The sequence below is a fragment of the Pseudomonas sp. Mn2068 genome, from assembly GCF_049319725.1.
Classification (GTDB): Bacteria; Pseudomonadota; Gammaproteobacteria; order Pseudomonadales; family Pseudomonadaceae; genus Aquipseudomonas; species Aquipseudomonas gingeri.
On the sequence record NZ_JBMOUG010000005.1, the window covers coordinates 185,508 to 201,811 of the forward strand.

General features: G+C 62.1%; 15 protein-coding genes. 5 read left to right on the plus strand and 10 right to left on the minus strand.

What is annotated here, in order from left to right; translation table 11 throughout:
* Positions 1 to 38 precede the first annotated feature (38 nt).
* From ACL9RJ_RS13975 to ACL9RJ_RS14010, 8 genes are all read right to left on the minus strand, one after another.
* Positions 39 to 1,589 (minus strand): 2Fe-2S iron-sulfur cluster-binding protein, encoded by a 1,551-nt coding sequence (locus ACL9RJ_RS13975; protein ID WP_422765356.1) that lies wholly within the window; start codon positions 1,587 to 1,589, stop codon positions 39 to 41.
* Between the two features lie 78 nt (positions 1,590 to 1,667).
* Positions 1,668 to 2,342, minus strand: coding sequence for an amino acid ABC transporter ATP-binding protein (locus ACL9RJ_RS13980; protein WP_244861850.1), 675 nt, complete (start codon positions 2,340 to 2,342; stop codon positions 1,668 to 1,670).
* Positions 2,317 to 3,072 carry an amino acid ABC transporter permease gene (locus ACL9RJ_RS13985; RefSeq protein ID WP_017129041.1) on the minus strand — a complete coding sequence of 252 codons (756 nt, stop codon included), beginning with the start codon at positions 3,070 to 3,072 and terminating at the stop codon, positions 2,317 to 2,319. Before ACL9RJ_RS13985 ends, ACL9RJ_RS13980 begins: the two co-directional genes overlap by 26 nt.
* Positions 3,072 to 3,746 (minus strand): amino acid ABC transporter permease, encoded by a 675-nt coding sequence (locus ACL9RJ_RS13990; protein WP_103032806.1) that lies wholly within the window; start codon positions 3,744 to 3,746, stop codon positions 3,072 to 3,074. Before ACL9RJ_RS13990 ends, ACL9RJ_RS13985 begins: the two co-directional genes overlap by 1 nt.
* Positions 3,747 to 3,800: 54 nt before the next feature.
* Positions 3,801 to 4,607 (minus strand): transporter substrate-binding domain-containing protein, encoded by an 807-nt coding sequence (locus ACL9RJ_RS13995; RefSeq protein ID WP_017129039.1) that lies wholly within the window; start codon positions 4,605 to 4,607, stop codon positions 3,801 to 3,803.
* A 142-nt stretch (positions 4,608 to 4,749) separates the two neighbouring features.
* Positions 4,750 to 5,517: an SDR family NAD(P)-dependent oxidoreductase gene (locus ACL9RJ_RS14000; protein ID WP_017129038.1), complete on the minus strand. Its 768-nt coding sequence runs from the start codon at positions 5,515 to 5,517 to the stop codon at positions 4,750 to 4,752.
* A 383-nt stretch (positions 5,518 to 5,900) separates the two neighbouring features.
* Positions 5,901 to 6,695, minus strand: a complete 795-nt coding sequence (locus ACL9RJ_RS14005; RefSeq protein WP_017129037.1) for an IclR family transcriptional regulator domain-containing protein — start codon at positions 6,693 to 6,695, stop codon at positions 5,901 to 5,903.
* Between the two features lie 64 nt (positions 6,696 to 6,759).
* The gene (locus ACL9RJ_RS14010) at positions 6,760 to 8,214 is read right to left on the minus strand and encodes an NAD-dependent succinate-semialdehyde dehydrogenase (protein WP_275936907.1); all 1,455 of its coding nucleotides are present in this window, start codon (positions 8,212 to 8,214) and stop codon (positions 6,760 to 6,762) included.
* Between the two features lie 117 nt (positions 8,215 to 8,331).
* On the opposite strand from ACL9RJ_RS14010, the gene ACL9RJ_RS14015 reads away from it, so the two are divergent.
* Complete coding sequence (locus tag ACL9RJ_RS14015) at positions 8,332 to 9,735, plus strand: aminotransferase (RefSeq protein WP_017129035.1); 1,404 nt, start codon at positions 8,332 to 8,334, stop codon at positions 9,733 to 9,735.
* Between the two features lie 58 nt (positions 9,736 to 9,793).
* Here ACL9RJ_RS14015 and gcvPB read toward each other — a convergent pair whose 3' ends face one another.
* Both gcvPB and gcvPA read right to left on the minus strand, forming a co-directional pair.
* Entirely contained in the window at positions 9,794 to 11,332 is a 1,539-nt protein-coding gene (gene gcvPB, locus ACL9RJ_RS14020; protein ID WP_422765357.1) for an aminomethyl-transferring glycine dehydrogenase subunit GcvPB, read from the minus strand.
* A complete protein-coding gene (gcvPA, locus tag ACL9RJ_RS14025; protein WP_042936803.1) occupies positions 11,325 to 12,734 on the minus strand; it encodes an aminomethyl-transferring glycine dehydrogenase subunit GcvPA in 1,410 nt (469 codons plus the stop codon). The genes gcvPB and gcvPA overlap by 8 nt, the downstream gene beginning before the upstream one ends.
* Before the next feature lie 112 nt (positions 12,735 to 12,846).
* Here gcvPA and ACL9RJ_RS14030 point away from each other — a divergent pair, with 112 nt between their 5' ends.
* The 4 genes from ACL9RJ_RS14030 (at position 12,847) to ACL9RJ_RS14045 (ending at position 16,260) form a co-directional block, all read left to right on the plus strand.
* Positions 12,847 to 13,953, plus strand: a complete 1,107-nt coding sequence (locus tag ACL9RJ_RS14030; RefSeq protein ID WP_177086149.1) for an ATP-NAD kinase family protein — start codon at positions 12,847 to 12,849, stop codon at positions 13,951 to 13,953.
* Between the two features lie 33 nt (positions 13,954 to 13,986).
* The gene (locus ACL9RJ_RS14035) at positions 13,987 to 14,985 is read left to right on the plus strand and encodes a 3-hydroxyacyl-CoA dehydrogenase (RefSeq protein WP_177086150.1); all 999 of its coding nucleotides are present in this window, start codon (positions 13,987 to 13,989) and stop codon (positions 14,983 to 14,985) included.
* Between the two features lie 102 nt (positions 14,986 to 15,087).
* Positions 15,088 to 15,225, plus strand: coding sequence for a hypothetical protein (locus ACL9RJ_RS14040; protein ID WP_177086152.1), 138 nt, complete (start codon positions 15,088 to 15,090; stop codon positions 15,223 to 15,225).
* A 219-nt stretch (positions 15,226 to 15,444) separates the two neighbouring features.
* Positions 15,445 to 16,260: an ABC transporter permease gene (locus ACL9RJ_RS14045; RefSeq protein WP_422765428.1), complete on the plus strand. Its 816-nt coding sequence runs from the start codon at positions 15,445 to 15,447 to the stop codon at positions 16,258 to 16,260.
* The last annotated feature ends 44 nt before the right edge of the window (positions 16,261 to 16,304 follow it).

Below are 16,304 nucleotides of genomic sequence, written 5' to 3' on the forward strand. Positions count from 1 at the left end.
AATGTTACCATGGCGAACATTAGTTCGCGTTATGTGGTTTAATTTTTTTCCAGCGAACCGGCCAATTCGGCAATGGTCACCGGTTTGACCGGCAGGCGTGGAGCGAAGCCGGACAGCTCCGAGCGTTGCGATCCATTGAGTTCACAGACTTTCTCGTCGAGAGTGGCCGCGCAGTAACGACCCTGGCAGCGGCCCATGCCAATCCGTGTATGCCGCTTGATGGCGCCGGTCGTACTGATGCCATCGTCCAGCGCCTGTTGCAGCGTGGCAAAACTGACTTCCTCGCAGCGACAAACCAGGCATCCGCCCTGCGCCGTCGCAGTCACCGCCGGCGGTTTTGCCTCGGCCTTGTACAACGTCCACAACGCCTTCTGGAATGCACGCTGCCGATTGAGTTCGGCTTCGGCTTCGCGGCTGCTTTCGTGCAGTTCGCCGGACAGTTTGAAACCACTGGAGACGGCGGCTTCCAGGCCGACCATGCGTCCTTCGGCCAATGCGGCCCGGGCACCGCCCAGCCCCGTGCAGTCGCCCAGGGCAAACACACCGTCGATGTCGGTCTGGCCGCGGGCATCGCGGCGGGTCACCAGTTGCTCACCCTGCGCCTGGATCCCGGAGACCAGTGCCTGGTGAATCATCCGGCCTTTACCCCGCAGCAATGCCAGGCGATACGCCAGGCCCTCCAGCATCAATCCCGGCGCGGCGATGGCCATGCGCGCCAGGCTGGCCAATGTCGCCAGACCCGGTGCGGCGGCCGCCTCGACCACCGCCACCACCGTCGCCCCGCCCGCCCGCAGCTCGGCCGCCAGTTGCAGGTTCAACGGACCATTGCCGGCGATCAATACCCGCCGCCCCGGCAAACGTCGGGCGGTGCGCCATAACGTCTGCGCCGCGCCGGTGGTCATCACGCCCGGCAAGGTCCAGCCCGGCACTTGCCAGCCACGCTCATAGGCACCGGTGGCGACCACCGTGCTGCGCGGTTTCCAGCGCTGGGTATGACCGTTGATCACGACACCATATTCGCCGGGTTCGAATGCCCCCCAGACCAGCGCGTCGCCGATCAATTCGACACCCGCTGCCCGTACCTCGGCGATCAACCGGGCGCCTTGTCGATGCTGGCGGTCGGGCGGCGCGATGTCTGGCCCCTCTACGCTGACCTGCTTGTAATACTGCCCCCCGGCAATGCTCCGCTCGTCCACCACGACCACGCTGGCCCCCGCCTGCCGTGCCGCCAACGCCGCCGACAGGCCGCCTGGCCCGGCACCGATCACCAGGACATCCGGCGTGCGCACCGGGATCGGCTCGATCACCACGTTTTGCGCCACATCCAGCGGCAACGGCATATTGGCGATGCTGCGCCTGACGTTGATCGGCGCCACGACCTTGGTCATGCACGCGCGCTGATTCGGCCGACCGTCGATGTCGACCAGACACTCCTGGCACACGCCCATCCCGCAGAAAAGACCGCGACAGGCACCGCTGCGGGTTTCCCGGAAATGCCGCACACCGCCAGCGATCAGGGTCGCCGCCAACGACTCGCCGGGACGAGCCGTGTACACGGTGCCTTCGAAAGTGATAGCAATGCCTTTCATCAAGCGTCTCCAACAGCTGTCGGTCCGCACGCCCCGCAACCGGCAGGGCGAGCAACACGGGATGAGTCGATTCGAGCCTCAGTGACGCAGGATCTTGCCGACGAATTCGCGAGTGCGCGCCTCGACAGGCGCCTCGAAAATCTGCTGCGGCGTGCCGATCTCGACGACCTGGCCCTTGTCCATCATCACGATGCGCGTCGAGACCTCACGCACGAAGGACATCTCGTGGGAGACCAGCAACATGGTGATCCCTTCCTTCGCCAGGGCGCGGACCGTGTCGAGCACCTCGTTGACCAGCTCCGGGTCGAGCGCGGCCGTGACTTCGTCGAGCAGCAGGATCTGCGGACGCAACGCCAGCGCCCGGGCAATCGCCACGCGCTGTTGCTGACCACCGGACAACTCGTCCGGATAGGCGTGATATTTCTCCCCAAGCCCGACCTTCTTCAGCAACGCCTTGGCCTCGAGTTCGACTTCGGCACGCGGGCGTTTCTTGATCTTGGTCGGCGCGATCGTGACGTTGCGCAGCACATCCATGTTCTGGAACAGGTTGTACTGCTGAAAGACGATGGCCATCTTGTCCCGCGCGGCACGCAGGCTGCTTTTCGACACGTAGTCGAGCGGCTCGTCATCGATCAGCACCCGTCCGGCCGTTGGCGGCAACAACCCCATCAGCACACGCAACAAGGTGCTTTTGCCCGACCCGGACGGCCCGATCAGGCTGATCACTTCACCGCGATCGACCGACAAACTCACGTTTTGCAGGACCGGAATTTGCGCGTACGCGCTGGACAGATTTACGACGTTGAGGTGAGGCAAGACGATTCTCCAGGTAAGCGCCCAATCGGCTGAGTGGGTAAGACAGGACGAAATAAGCAGCAAGTACGACGCCGTACACCAGGAACGGCGAATAACCTCGGTTCATCAGCACCTTGCCGGTGAACGTCAGCTCGACGACGCCCATCTGCGACGCCAGCGAGGTGTCCTTGATGAACATCACCATGAAGGCGAAGGCCGGCGGCAGGATGACTTTCCATGACTGCGGCAGGAGCACCATGAACAGCGTGCGGCTGAAGCCGAAGTTCATCACCTGGGCCGCTTCAAGCTGCTGCCGCGGCACCGACTCGAGCCCGGCGCGGATGATCTCCGACAGAAACGCGGTGGCAACCAGGCAGATCGAGACCGTCGCAATCGCCGACAGCGAAATGTTCGAGCCAAGCCCCTGCGAGGCGTACATCACGATGAACAGGATCACCAGGAACGGGATACGCCGGAACACCTCGACATAGACCGTCACCGCCAGCCGGAACAACATCATCCAGTTGCTGGTGGTACTGCGGATGACGGTAATGGCGAAGCCGGCCACGGCCCCGACCGAACAACCGATCACCGTCATCATCAACGTGCGGCCCATGGCTTCGAGAACGAAGACCAGCGTGTACCAGGTGAAGAATCGCGGAGCCTGGGAAATGATCAGATCAAACATCAGAACACCTTGATTTTTGCGCGGAACAGGTGACGGCCTACCAGCCCCAAGGCAATCGACGCAACAAAGGTCAATGCCACGTATATCGCTGCCACCACCGAGAAGGTTTCAATCGTTCGCAGGTTGGCGGTCGAAATGTTGATGGCCCGGCCGGTCAGTTCCTCGACACCGAAAATGGCCCCGATGGAGCTGCCCAGCACCAGCCAGACAAAGAAGTTGCACAGCGGCGCGTAAATGGTCTTGGCGATGTGCGGCAAGATCACGTAGCGCACGGTCTGCAGCCCGGACATGCCCAGGGTCACGGCGGTTTCGATCTCGGCCTTGCGCACCGACTCGACACCCGAACGCAGGATGTCGGTGAGGTAGGCACCGGAGTTGAGTGTCAGGCCGATCAGCACGGCGGTCATCGGCTCCAGCACGATGCCGACATCCGGCAAGGCGTAGAACAGGAAGAAGATCTGCACCAGCGCCGGGGTGTTGGTGAACAGCGTGATGTAGACACTGACCAGACCCCGCAACAGGCGCCCGCCATGCAACTTGGCCATGGCGCCCGCCAGACCGATGGCGGACCCGAGCCAGAACGAAACAAACGCGATTTCCAGTGTCAGCCCTGCCCCTTTCAACAGGTAAGGGAGGTTCTGGATGACGTTGGAGAACTGAAAGGTGTAGTCCACGAGGCTATCCGTCCTTTTCGCCGACCCGTACCGGGGTACGGGTCGGCGCGGGGGTTAGAAGTACGGGTTTGCATCCACGGGCTTGAGCATCGGCGCGCCGTATGCCTTCTGCCAGGTGGTATTGATGAAGCCGCTGCTGTGCATCTCGAACAGCACGACGTTCAGGTAGTCGCGCAGGCCGGTGCTGTTCTTCGCCACGCCGATGCAGTCGTATCCGACGGAAATCGGGTCCTTGAGCACGCGCCACTTCACGTCAGGATAGTTCTTGGTGAAGCTCATGAAGAAGTCGATGTTCTCGACAATCGCGTCGCCCCGCCCCTGGGCCACGGCACGCACGGTATCGGCGATGGTTTCCACCAGCAGGACGTTGGACTTGGGCAGCTCTTTTTTCAGGTAGTCGACCGACCAGTTGCCGCGCATGTTGACCAGCTTGATATCCGGACTGTTGAGATCCTTCCAGTTATCGACCTTGAGCTTGTCGGTGGTCAGCACCGCCATGGACTCGGTGTGCAGCGGCACGGTGAAATCGATCAGCTTGGCGCGTTCGGAGTTGCGCGTCAGGGCGCCGAGGGAGATGTCGATCCGATCCGATTGCAGGAACGGCACACGCTGGGCACTCTCGGTTGGCACGAACTCTGCCTTGACGTTGAGGTTGCGGGCGATTTCGTTGGCCGCGTCGATGTCGAAGCCCACCAGTTCGTTCTTGTCGTTGTAGGAACTCATCGGTGGAAAGTTCGGGTTGACGCCGACCCGCAGGGTGCCGCTCTGGATGATCGAGTCGAGGCTGCGTGCTTGCACGACGCCAGACACGGCCGCGGCAACAACGGCCAGCGAGAGAATGACAGCTTTGAATTTAAGCATGTGAAACTCCTGATTGGGGTTACAGGCGACGCCAGCGCTGACTGGAATCTCAATGTCTGACTTCGCCGCATCTATGTCAATAATTTAATGCGCAATACGAACAAAAGATGTCAATGCGCACTTTTGATTGCAGTCAATCGGCTCAACGAACGTAGCTGGCACCGTTCACATCGAGCGTGGCACCACTGAGGTGACGCGAACGCCCGCTGGCCAGAAACGCCACCAGCGCCGCGATGTCGCTCGGCGGCACCCACTCACCCATTGCCAGTTGCGCGGTGACCCCCTCCTCGCCGCCCTGGGTACGGGCAAACGACTCGGACATCTGCGTGCGCACCACGCCCGGCGCAACGATGTAGGCGAGGATTCCGTCCTTGGCATAAGCCCGGGCGACGGTCTGGGTCATCGACCGTACCGCGGCTTTCGACGCGGCGTAGGCGATGGTGTCCGGATTGGTCACCCCGCGCTGCGCCGCCCAACTGGAAATGGTGATCAGGATGCCGCCGCCATTGGCGTGAAAATGCTTCACCGCGCGGCGGATCAGGCGCGCCGGAGCCAGCACATTCACGTCCAGGGTTTCAGCCCAGACGCTGTCCCAGGTTTCATCGTCCGCGGCCATTCCGCCGTGCCAGCGCATGATCGCCGCGTTGTTGACGAAGCCATCGATACGGCCCTGCCAGGCCTGCGCCTGGTCCCACAAGGTTTCCACGCAGGCCAGGTCATGCAGGTCGGCCTGCAGGAACAGCTTGTCCGCGGCCGGCACATTGGCGAGCGCCTGTTCCGCCCCCGCCCGATCACCGCCGTAATGCGCGATCACCCGTGCGCCGGCCTCGCCCAGCGCCGTCGCGATAGCCGCGCCGATGCCTTTGGATGCGCCGGTGACAAGCAATGTCTTGCCCTTCAGGTCAAACATTGGAGACTCCATGCAATGGCCCGGGCATCGACAGTTCCTATGCACGGGCAAACAGGTTGTCTGGCCGGATTACCGACCGCCGATGTAAAGGTGAAATAACGCGCAGCCGGTGTTGGCGGACTGGCGTCGAGACAGGGCCCAGGGGGCTGGAGGAAGCGCGGGCACAAAGCCTCGCGCGGGTGTCAGGTGCATAAGAATCACTCCATCGCTTAATGTTTTTGTTGTCGATGTGAGTGTTAACTTATCGCACAATTGTGCGCATTGCAAACTAGTGTTCGCAAAATTCTGAAAGGGATTTGTAACAGCCGTGCCAGGCAAATCCCGGGCAAAAAAAACGCGCTCGATCAAGGATCGGAGCGCGTTATCGAGCAGTGACCAGGGGCTTATCCCTGGAGAGCCTGCGTGATGTTTTTCGAAGCTTCCAGCAGTTCGGTGAGTATCCGCGTGCTCATGTCCTGCAAGGTCACGCGTTCGGTCGGACACGGCACGTTGAGCGCCGCGACCACCTTGCCATCACGATCGCGAATCGGCACCGATATCGAGCGCAGGCTGATTTCCAGTTCCTGATCGACAATCGACCAACCGCGCAAGCGGGTTTCGTTGACCAGCTCACGCAGCTTCACCTTGGAGGTCACCGTATGCTCGGTGAATTTGGTCAACGTGGTCTTGTCCAGGTATTCCTGGAACTCCGCCTCGGGCAACGCCGCCAGCAGCACCCGCCCGGTCGAAACGCTGTGCGCCGGTGAACGACTGCCGATCGATATGCTGATGTTGACCACGCGCGTCGAGTTGGCCCGTGCCACGTAGATCACCGAATCGCCATCCAGCACGGCGGCGAAACAGGATTCCTGCAAACGGTCGGACAACGCACTCATGATCGGCTGCGCCACGTCCCAGATATTCATCGAGGACAAGGCCGAAAAGCCGATCTCGAGGATCTTCGGCTTGAGGCTGAAGTACTTGCCGTCACTGTCGGCATAACCTTCGCGCACCAGGGTCAGCAGGAACCGGCGCGCGGTGGCCCGGCTCATGCCGCTGGCCTCGGCGACCTCGCTGAGGGTCCGCCGCGGCGTATGCCGGGTGAACGTCTTGATGACTTCGAGGCCACGAGCGAAAGAACCGACATAATCGCGATCACGGTTCTCAAGGTCGTCGATCGATGATTCTGATTCGAGCATTTTTGACACCATTTCCTATTAAAAGCCTGTGCGACGTGCGCACAGAAGTTTAGACCGGAATATATCAGCTCACCTGGGCAACGCATACATATTTGAGCTCGGTGAACTCCTCGATGGCGTGGTGCGAACCTTCGCGACCGATACCTGAAGACTTCACCCCGCCAAAGGGGGCGCCTTCATAGGAAGTCGCACCGGTATTGACCCCGACAATGCCGACTTCGAGCGCTTCGCTGACGCGCCAGACCCGTCCGTTGTCACGCGTGAAGAAGTACGCCGCCAGGCCGAACTCGGTGTCGTTAGCCGCCGCGATCACCTCGGCTTCGGTCTCGAAGCGGAACACCGGCGCCACCGGGCCGAAGGTCTCTTCCACGGCAATGCGCATGCTGGCGGTCACATCGGCGAGCACAGTGGGCTCGAAGAAGGTCTGTCCCAGGGCATGCCGATGACCGCCCGTGACAATCCGCGCGCCCTGCGCCAGGGCGTCATCTATATGCTCCTGAACCTTGCGGACCGCTGCCTCGTCGATCAACGGTCCCTGCTGCACGCCTTCCGCCTGCCCATCGCCAACCCGCAGCGCCGCCACGGCCTCGGCGAAACGCGCGACGAAGCGATCATGGATACCGCTCTGTACATAGATGCGGTTGGCGCAGACACAGGTCTGGCCCATGTTGCGGAATTTCGAGGCGATGGCACCCGTGACAGCCACGTCGATATCGGCGTCGTCAAAGATAATCAACGGTGCGTTGCCGCCCAGTTCCAGCGCGACTTTCTTGATGGTGCCGGCCGCCTTGGCCATCAGCGAACGGCCGACCTCGGTCGAACCGGTGAAGGTCACTTTGCGCACCAGGGGATGTGTCGACAACTCGTCGCCCACTTCACCGGCAGCCCCGGTCACCACGCTGAATACGCCCTCTGGCAGCCCGGCACGACGGCCGAGTTCGGCCAGCGCCAGGGCTGAAAATGGCGTCGCGCTGGCCGGCTTGAGCACCATGCTGCAGCCGGCGGCAATCGCCGGTCCGGCCTTGCGCGGGATCATCGCCATGGGAAAGTTCCACGGCGTGATCGCCGCGCACACACCGATCGGCTGGCGCAGGACCAGCATGCGCTGGCCCTGCTGCGGCGCGGGGAGGATTTCGCCGTAGACACGCTTGGCCTCCTCGGCGAACCACTCGAAAAAGGCCGCGCCGTAGAGGATCTCGCCCCGGGCCTCGGCCAGCGGCTTGCCCTGCTCGGCCGTCAGGATCAACGCCAGGTCGTCGACATGCTCGACAATCAGGTCATACCAGCGCTTGACCACCTTTGCCCGCTCGCCCGCCGGACGTGCCGCCCAGGGACGGAAGGCCCGTTCCGCCCCTTCGATGGCCTCGACTGTCTCGGCGCGCCCCGCCTTGGGCACCCGCCCGACCCGCTCACCGGTACTCGGATTGGTCACCTCAATCCAGCCGCATCCCTCGGGAACCGACCACGCGCCATTGACGAAGATCGCTTGCTTGAGCAGTGAAGGGTCTTTCAAGTTCAGCATGATTTGTTTCCTCGTTGCAGGATTAAGGTGCTACATTTATGTTCGCACAACGCCCACAACACCGCAATGCGCACAAATAATCATCCGAAAACTTGGTTAGCAACTGGAGAGATCATGGATCCACGTACCCCATCGACCGATCTGCATGACTTGGATCGGCGTTATTTCCTGCACCCTTTCACCGCCCTGGCCGAGCACGAACGCAACGGCCCACTGGTGATGGTCAAGGGTGAAGGTGTCTGGCTGGAAGACACCAACGGTCGCCGCTACATCGACTCGATGGCGGGGCTCTGGTGCGTCAACGTCGGTTACGGGCGCAAGGAAATCGCCGACACCCTGCATGCCCAGGCGATGCGCCTGCCCTACTACCATTCGTTCTCGTCGATGGCCACCGATACGCCGATCCTGCTCGCCGAGAAGCTGATCCAGCTGTCGCCGGTGCCGATGTCCAAGGTGTTCTTCGGCAACTCCGGCTCCGATGCCAACGACACCCAGGTCAAGCTGGTCTGGTACTACAACAACGCTCGCGGCTTGCCGCAGAAAAAGAAGATCATCGCGCGCAATCGCGGCTATCACGGGGTGACGGTGGTCGCGGCGGGCCTGACAGGGTTGCCCGGCATGCACGCGGGCTTCGACCTGCCACTGCCGTTCATCCGGCACACCACGGCGCCGCACCGCCTGTGGCAGGCCGAACCCGGCCAGAGCGATGCCGCCTTCGTCGCACGCCTGGCGGCCGACCTGGAGAACCTGATCCTCGCGGAGGGCCCGGACACCGTGGCAGCGATGATCATGGAGCCGGTGATGGGCGCCGGCGGCGTGATCGTCCCGCCCGCCGGCTATTACGCCGCGATGCAGGCCGTGCTCGATAAATACGATGTATTGCTGATCGCCGACGAGGTGATCTGCGGCTTCGGGCGCCTGGGCACCCAGTTCGGCAGTGAAAAAATGGGCATGCGCCCCGACCTGATGACCGTCGCCAAAGGCATTACCTCGGCCTACGTGCCGTTGTCGGCCTGCATCGTTTCCGAAAAGATCTGGCAAGGCCTGCTGCTCGGCGGCGAAAAATACGGGGCCTTCGCCCACGGCTATACCTACAGCGCCCACCCCCTGGCCGCGGCGGTCGCCCTGACCAACCTGCAGATCATCGAGGAAGAAGGCCTGGTGGCCCAGGCCGGTGCGCGGGGCGAACTGATGCATCGTCTGTTGCGCGAAACCTTTGCCGATCATCCGGCCGTGGGTGAAATACGTGGCGTGGGCCTGATGGGTGCCGTCGAGTTTGTCGCCCGCAGGGATCCGGCCACCGCCTTTGACCCGGCACTGAAGGTCGCCCCGCGCATCGCCCGCGCGGCACTGGAAGAAGGCCTGATCACCCGCGCCCTGCCCCAGGGCGACTCGATTTCGTTCTCGCCGCCGTTCGTGATCAGCGAAGACGAAGTGGTTGAAATGGTCGCCCGTGCGCGCCGTGCAGTGGACAAGGTGTTCAGCCAACTGCACGCCGAAGGTCACTGGAAAGGCTGAGACAACCTCCAGCCGCTGGCGCAGGTCGCGCCAGCGGCTACCGACCGCGCGTCACAGGTTATTGTGTGCCGGGATGCTTGCGCTGATAGGCGCGCCAGGTCGTCGCCCAGCGGGCCGGGTCTTCGAGGGGGCCGGTATCAAGGCGACCGATGGGATGATTATGCGGCGCCGTGCGCACCAGGTCCGGGTTGTCATAGGCTTCCCGGCACACCTGCGCCAACACCGCGATCCAGTAATCGATATCTTCCTTCGACCACATCTCGCCGGCCTCGGGGGTAAACGGCTGCGCAATCACCCAGGGTTCATGGGCCAGCCAGAACGCATCGACACCGTAGTCGACCATGCGGTTCTGCACGTCGTAGGCACTGATGCCGGTCTCGCGCTCCAGGGTTTCCAGACTGTAGCGCGTCATTTCCAGGCGCCACGTCTTGATATGCGGGTGCGAACAGGTCACCCCGCGGATCTCGGCGAGCCTCTTGCCCATGTAGTTGTTGGCCAGAACCGACAGATCCGAGGCCTCGGCAATCCCCTCGATACCCATGGCCCGCACCCAGGCATATGCCTTGATGATCTGCGGCAGATTGCCAAGGAACTCGCGCACCCGGCCAATGCCCAGCTCATCACCCGCCTCCAGGCGAAACCTGCCCTGTTCCTCGACCAGTAACGGGCCCGGCAAATAGGGGATCAGTTCCTCGCTGCAACCATAGGCACCGACCGCCGGCCCGCCACCGCCCTTCGGTGCGCCGAAGGTCTTGTGCAACATGAACATGCAGGCATCGAAGCCCAGGTCCCGTGCCCGTACCTTGCTCATCACACCATTGAAATTGGCATGATCGTAGAAGCACAGGCCACCCGCCTCCTTGACCACCCGCACCCACTCGGCGATATCCGGATTGTAGATCCCCATGTCGTCGGGGTTATTGATCATCAGGGCCGCCGTACGCGACGACACCGCCGCCTTGAGCGCCTCTAGCGATGGATAACCGTTCTCCTCCAGCGGCAAGGTGATGATCTTGAATCCCGCCGTCGCCGCCGTCGCCGGATTGCACGGGTGCGACTGGATCGAGGTGATGATCTCATCGCGGGTTTCCAGCTCGCCGCGGGCGGCGTGATACGCGCGGGTCACGCAGACATGCAGAAACGCCGCATCGGCACCGCCCGCCGCCTGAAACACAAAGCGGTCCATGCCGGACAACGCCCGCAGATTGAGATCCAGGTTATGCATGACCTGCAGCGAGCCCTGCAAGGTCGAGTCGGGCTGGCGTGGATGCAACTGCGCGACATCATCGCGCGCGGTGATCGCTTCGTTGACCCGCGCGTTGTACTTCATCGTGCAGGTGCCAAACAGCGAGATCCCCATCATTCCCAAGGTTTGCTGCGACAGGTGCAGATAATGTCGCAACACATCGGGCTCGGACATTTCCGGCAGTTTGGGCAAGGTCTTGCGACGCATCGCCGCCGGGATCACGCTCAGATCGCAAGGCACCGCCGCCGTGGGAAACACCACGCCACGCCGGCCGGGACGCGACAAGGTCATCACCACCGGCTCATCCCACACGGCGGCCTGGTATCGGCGTAACTTGACGGATTCACTCATGGTTCAGTACCTCGCGAAGGGCGTCGATCAACTGGTCGATGTCCGCGTCCTGATGCAATTCGGTCACGCAGTACAGCGCGCTTTGCCCGAGCTCCGGGAACTCCCGGCTCAGGTCATGCCCGCCGAAGATGCCCCGTGCCAGCAAGCCCTGGTTGATGGCCGCCACCGACTGGCCGCTGGCGTTGAAATCCACCACGAACTCCTTGAAAAAACCGTCGCCATAGCGGATCGAAACACCTGGCAGCTCATTCAGGCGTCGCGCCGCCTGATGGGCCTGGGCAACGATCAGCTCACCGACGTCGACAAATCCCTGCGGCCCCATCAGCGACATGTACACCGCGTTGGCAATGGCCCACAGGTACACCGAGTTACCGGTCCAGTCCTTGCCGTTTTCGCGCAAACCATAAGACGACTGCTCGGCCAGGGACAGGCCGAAACCGACTTCACCCGGATGCGCGGTGGTGGTGATGCTGATCAGCAGCGTGGGGTATTCACGGGCGTAACGCTCTTCGTCGCGCGTGGCGATAAAGCCGCCCAGGCCGCCGCCGCCGTACATCGGAATGCCCAGCGTCTGGATGGTGCCCACCACGATATCGGCACCGTAATCCGGCGGGGCCGCCAGTACGCCAAGAGAGATCGGGTCGACGCCGACCACGAACTCCGCGCCCTGGGCGTGGGTCAACTCGGCAATGGTCGCGGCGGCGCCATCGATCAGGCCGAAGTAGTTGGGCGCCTCCAGGTACACCGCCGCCACATGGCTGCCAAGTTTGCCCTTGAGGTCCTCCAGGTCCATCACGCCGGTCACCGGATCCGCGGCGACAAACTCCAGCTGCAACTCATTGGCCATGTTCGGTTCGCAGTAGTTGCGGATCACCGCCAGCCGCTCCGGATCAATGATTCTCGGCAACAGCAGGGTGTGACGCCCGTTCAGGCGCGAGGCCATGCGCAAGGCATGCCCGGCGGCACAGCCCCAGCTGTAGACCGGCAGGCCGACATACTCGCATCCCACCAGTTCACCCAACTGGCTGCTGAACTCGAACCATGCCTGGCAACGTCCCTGGTCGGATGAAGGCGTGCCCCACACCGACGTCAGAAACTCACTGCGACCGGCAATCTCATTGCAGATGGCGGGCACATGATGCTGCCAGCAACCGCCACCGAGAAAGCTCAGGGTTTCGGCGCAATTGCGGTTGCGAGCGAGGATCTCGCGCAAATGACGGCTCAGGGTCGCCTCTGAGCGCATAGCGCCCATAAGTTCGGGCTTTTCCTGCAATCGGTGAGCCTCAGGAATCTGTTCGAAAAGCTCTTCAACAGATTCGATACCAAGGATATTCAACATCTCCTGCTTGATATCTGGCAGGGCGTTGGCCATAAACGGATGGGCTGATCTGGGTTGACTCATCTTACCTCCGGACGCAATATGAGGACGAATGCGAACTTAAGTTTGTATTGCGCACAATCTACGTGGCAATGCTGACACTCGCAACTGCTCAATCACCCGAAGGCGAGTATCGATGGCGTTCAAGATCGGCCTGCTCATCAATCCCTTCGCCGGACTCGGCGGAACCACTGGCCTGAAGGGCAGCGACGGCGCCGACATGGTGGCCCTGGCGCTGGAACTGGGCGCCCGCCCCAAGGCCCATGAGCGTTGCGTGCGCGCACTGCGACGACTGGTCGGTGGTGATGCGCAGGTCGTGACGGTGACCGGCGAAATGGGCGAACGCGCCTGTCATGAGGCCGGTTTGCCCGCGCAAGTCATCGCCACCCCACCCACCGAGCGCTCGGCGCGCGATACTGTGGAGGCCTGTCATGCATTGCTCGCCGAGACCGTCGACCTGCTGCTGTTCGCCGGTGGCGATGGCACCGCCCGCGATGTGGCGGCAGCCACTGCGACCACGCCGACGCTGCTGCTCGGTATTCCCTGCGGGGTGAAAATGTATTCCGGCGTGTTTGCCCGCTCGCCTGAGCATGCCGGTGAAGTCGCCCGCCAGTGTGCCGGTGGCGGGGTCGGCAGCCGCGAGGCCGAGCTGCTGGATATCGACGAAAACGCTTCCCGTAACGACCGTGTCAGCACCCGCCTCTACGGCTACGCGCGCGTGCCCGCCGACCCGCGGCACATGCAGGGTGCCAAGTCCGGCAGCGCCAATCCGGACCACGCCGTGGAGGCCGAGGCAGCTTTGTTCGCCGCCCGGATGCATCCGGAACATGTCTATTTCCTGGGTCCCGGCCGCACGATCCAGTCGCTGGCCAGGCACCTGAGTGGAGAAGCAACGCTACTCGGCGTCGACGCCTACCTCGGTCGGACATTGATTTGTCGCGACGCCAATGAAAGCGATCTGCTCGCACTCGCCACACGCCATCCCGCACATGTGGTCGTCAGCCTCACGGGCGGCCAGGGTTGCCTGTTCGGCCGCGGCAACCAGCAGATCAGCGCCGCCGTTCTCGCCCTGATCGCCCCGGCACATCTGCACGTATTGGCGAGCAGCGCGAAAATCGCCGCCCTGCCCCAGGGACAGTTGTTCGTCGACAGCGGCGATCCGGCACTCGACGCCCGTCTCAGCGGTTTTATCCGGGTACACACAGCACCGGGACGCAGCGCCATGGTGCGCGTCGTTCACTGATTTGTTCATCCTAAAAAAACAACAGGAGAGCCCATGAACCCATCCTCCCACGTGGTCGCCGTTATCGGCGCCGGCAGTATCGGCGTGGCATTCGCCATCGTCTTTGCCCGCGCCGGCTGGAGCGTGCGCCTGCAGGACCCGGACAGCCAACGCCTGAAACTGGCCAGCCAGGAAATCGCCAGTCGCTGCGCGGAGCTGGTTCACTACGGCCTGCTGCAGGAAACGCCCGACGTACTGGTGTCCCGGGTCAGCCTGTGCAGCGATCTGGAAAGCGCGGTGGCCGGCGCCGACCTGATTCAGGAATGCGCCCCGGAGCGGCTCGACCTGAAGATCGAACTGTTCCGTCAACTCGACAGCCTGGCCCCTCCCGACGCGATCCTGGCCAGTTCGTCCTCGGCCCTGACGGCTTCCAGTTTCGCCGACACCCTGCCCGGACGCAGTCGTTGCCTGGTCGCGCATCCGGGCAACCCGCCGTACCTGCTGCCGGTGATCGAGATCGTCCCTGCCCCGTTCACCGCCGTGCAGCCTGTCGAGCGGGCTCTGGCGTTGTACGCGCAAGCGGGCCTGACGCCCGTGCGCCTGCAAAAGGAAATAGAAGGCTTTGTGTTCAATCGCCTGCAAGGCGCGTTACTGCGTGAAGCCTATTGCCTGGTGCGCGACGGCATCACCTCGGTCGCCGACATCGATAAGGTCGTCAGCCAGGGCCTGGGCCTGCGCTGGGCATTCATGGGGCCCTTCGAGACCGTCGATCTCAACACCCGTGGCGGCATCGGTTCGCATGCCCTGAAGATGGGCCCGGCCTATGCCCGCATGGGCGCCGAACGCGGACAGCACGATCCCTGGACCGCCGACCTGGTGGCCATGGTCGAAGGACAGCGTCGGGCATTGGTGCCGCTGGAAAACTGGGAAGAACGGGTCGCATGGCGAGACCGCGCATTGATGGAGCGGGCCAGCGACCGGTTGAAGCGGGAAAGGCAACAGGGCCACGTCATCGATCAGCACGGTGCAGGTCACGTAGAAACAGAAGCATAGGGAGCCTCCGTCAGGGGGTCATCTGGCCTACTTATCGGTCCCTCCTCCACGGCATGATAAACGTGGAGTCTCCTGATATTCTCACTGAATCAGGGACCATGGATGACCACTCTGATTGAACTCAATTCAATACTCGCGGCAGCAGAAAAGATAAAGGGGGGAGTTGCCCGAACTGCGGCCACGCTGAGAGTCGTGCTGCCGCCGGCGGCGAAGTTTTTCCGCGATGAACAGATAAAATGAACCATTCTGAAAACAGTTCGACTATATCTTCTTCAGACAAGTCGATTTGTATCAGAACTGAAACCCGTTAAATGGAGTAAAGAGTCCCTTTTTATTAGCCTGTCGAGATATCATCAAGAACTTGTAGGAAAAGGACTTCGGGCAATAATACGAAACTCGCCGGCCAGAATGCGAAACTTTCGCATCATACTAATTAAAACAGCCATCCGGAGGCGACCAATGATTGTGACAAGGACGTCGGGCGGAATTTTTTCCAGCCCGTGGCAGCACCGGGAACTGCTGCTGTCAATGATCAAACGGGAGATACTGGGACGCTATAGAGGCTCGATGATCGGGCTCCTGTGGTCATTCCTCAATCCGTTGTTGATGCTGGCGGTCTATACGCTGGTATTCAGTGTGATGTTCAAGCAGAAATGGCAGGGAGGCAGCGAATCGCGGAGCGAATTCGCCCTGCTGGTATTTGCCGGCCTGCTGGTGTTCAACATCTTCTCGGAGTGCGTGCAGCGCGCTCCGACGCTGATAGCTGCCAACGCGAACTACGTCAGGAAGGTCATTTTCCCGCTGGAGATACTTCCCTGGGTGACCCTTGGCTCGGTGCTGTTGCATGCCATGGCAAGCTTGTCGATCTGGCTGGTTTTCCACCTGCTGTTCATCGGCCTCCCCCCCCTCACGGCCCTGCTGCTGCCCTTGGTGCTACTGCCCCTGGTGCTCTTTTGCATGGGCATCTCCTGGCTGCTGGCCGCCGTGGGCGTTTATCTGCGCGACATCGGCCAGGTGACCGGCGCCTTCACCACCGCGCTGTTGTTTGTTTCGGCGGTTTTCTATCCGATCAGCGCCTTGCCCGAAGCGTATCGGCCATGGCTGCTGCTCAATCCGCTGGCACTGATCATCGAACAGGTTCGCAATGTGCTGTTCTGGGGAGTGGCGATCAATCCATTGGACTGGGCGACCGGCCTGGTGCTGGCGTTCGCGATAGCCTGGCTGGGCTTCCAGTGTTTCCAGCGAATGCGCAAGGGATTTGCCGATGTCCTCTGATTTCGCGGTGCAAGTGACAGGACTGGGCAAGTGCTTTCATATCT

What these genes read in the sequence shown, in the direction of transcription:
- ACL9RJ_RS14040 (WP_177086152.1), top strand. Translation starts at nt 15,088, where the DNA reads ATGACCACTCTGATTGAACTCAATTCAATACTCGCGGCAGCAGAAAAG.
- gcvPB (WP_422765357.1), bottom strand. Translation starts at nt 11,332, where the DNA reads ATGAGTGAATCCGTCAAGTTACGCCGATACCAGGCCGCCGTGTGGGAT.
- ACL9RJ_RS13985 (WP_017129041.1), bottom strand. Translation starts at nt 3,072, where the DNA reads ATGTTTGATCTGATCATTTCCCAGGCTCCGCGATTCTTCACCTGGTAC.
- ACL9RJ_RS13975 (WP_422765356.1), bottom strand. Translation starts at nt 1,589, where the DNA reads ATGAAAGGCATTGCTATCACTTTCGAAGGCACCGTGTACACGGCTCGT.
- ACL9RJ_RS13995 (WP_017129039.1), bottom strand. Translation starts at nt 4,607, where the DNA reads ATGCTTAAATTCAAAGCTGTCATTCTCTCGCTGGCCGTTGTTGCCGCG.
- ACL9RJ_RS14000 (WP_017129038.1), bottom strand. Translation starts at nt 5,517, where the DNA reads ATGTTTGACCTGAAGGGCAAGACATTGCTTGTCACCGGCGCATCCAAA.
- ACL9RJ_RS14015 (WP_017129035.1), top strand. Translation starts at nt 8,332, where the DNA reads ATGGATCCACGTACCCCATCGACCGATCTGCATGACTTGGATCGGCGT.
- ACL9RJ_RS14030 (WP_177086149.1), top strand. Translation starts at nt 12,847, where the DNA reads ATGGCGTTCAAGATCGGCCTGCTCATCAATCCCTTCGCCGGACTCGGC.
- ACL9RJ_RS14035 (WP_177086150.1), top strand. Translation starts at nt 13,987, where the DNA reads ATGAACCCATCCTCCCACGTGGTCGCCGTTATCGGCGCCGGCAGTATC.
- ACL9RJ_RS14005 (WP_017129037.1), bottom strand. Translation starts at nt 6,695, where the DNA reads ATGCTCGAATCAGAATCATCGATCGACGACCTTGAGAACCGTGATCGC.
- ACL9RJ_RS14045 (WP_422765428.1), top strand. Translation starts at nt 15,445, where the DNA reads ATGATTGTGACAAGGACGTCGGGCGGAATTTTTTCCAGCCCGTGGCAG.
- gcvPA (WP_042936803.1), bottom strand. Translation starts at nt 12,734, where the DNA reads ATGAGTCAACCCAGATCAGCCCATCCGTTTATGGCCAACGCCCTGCCA.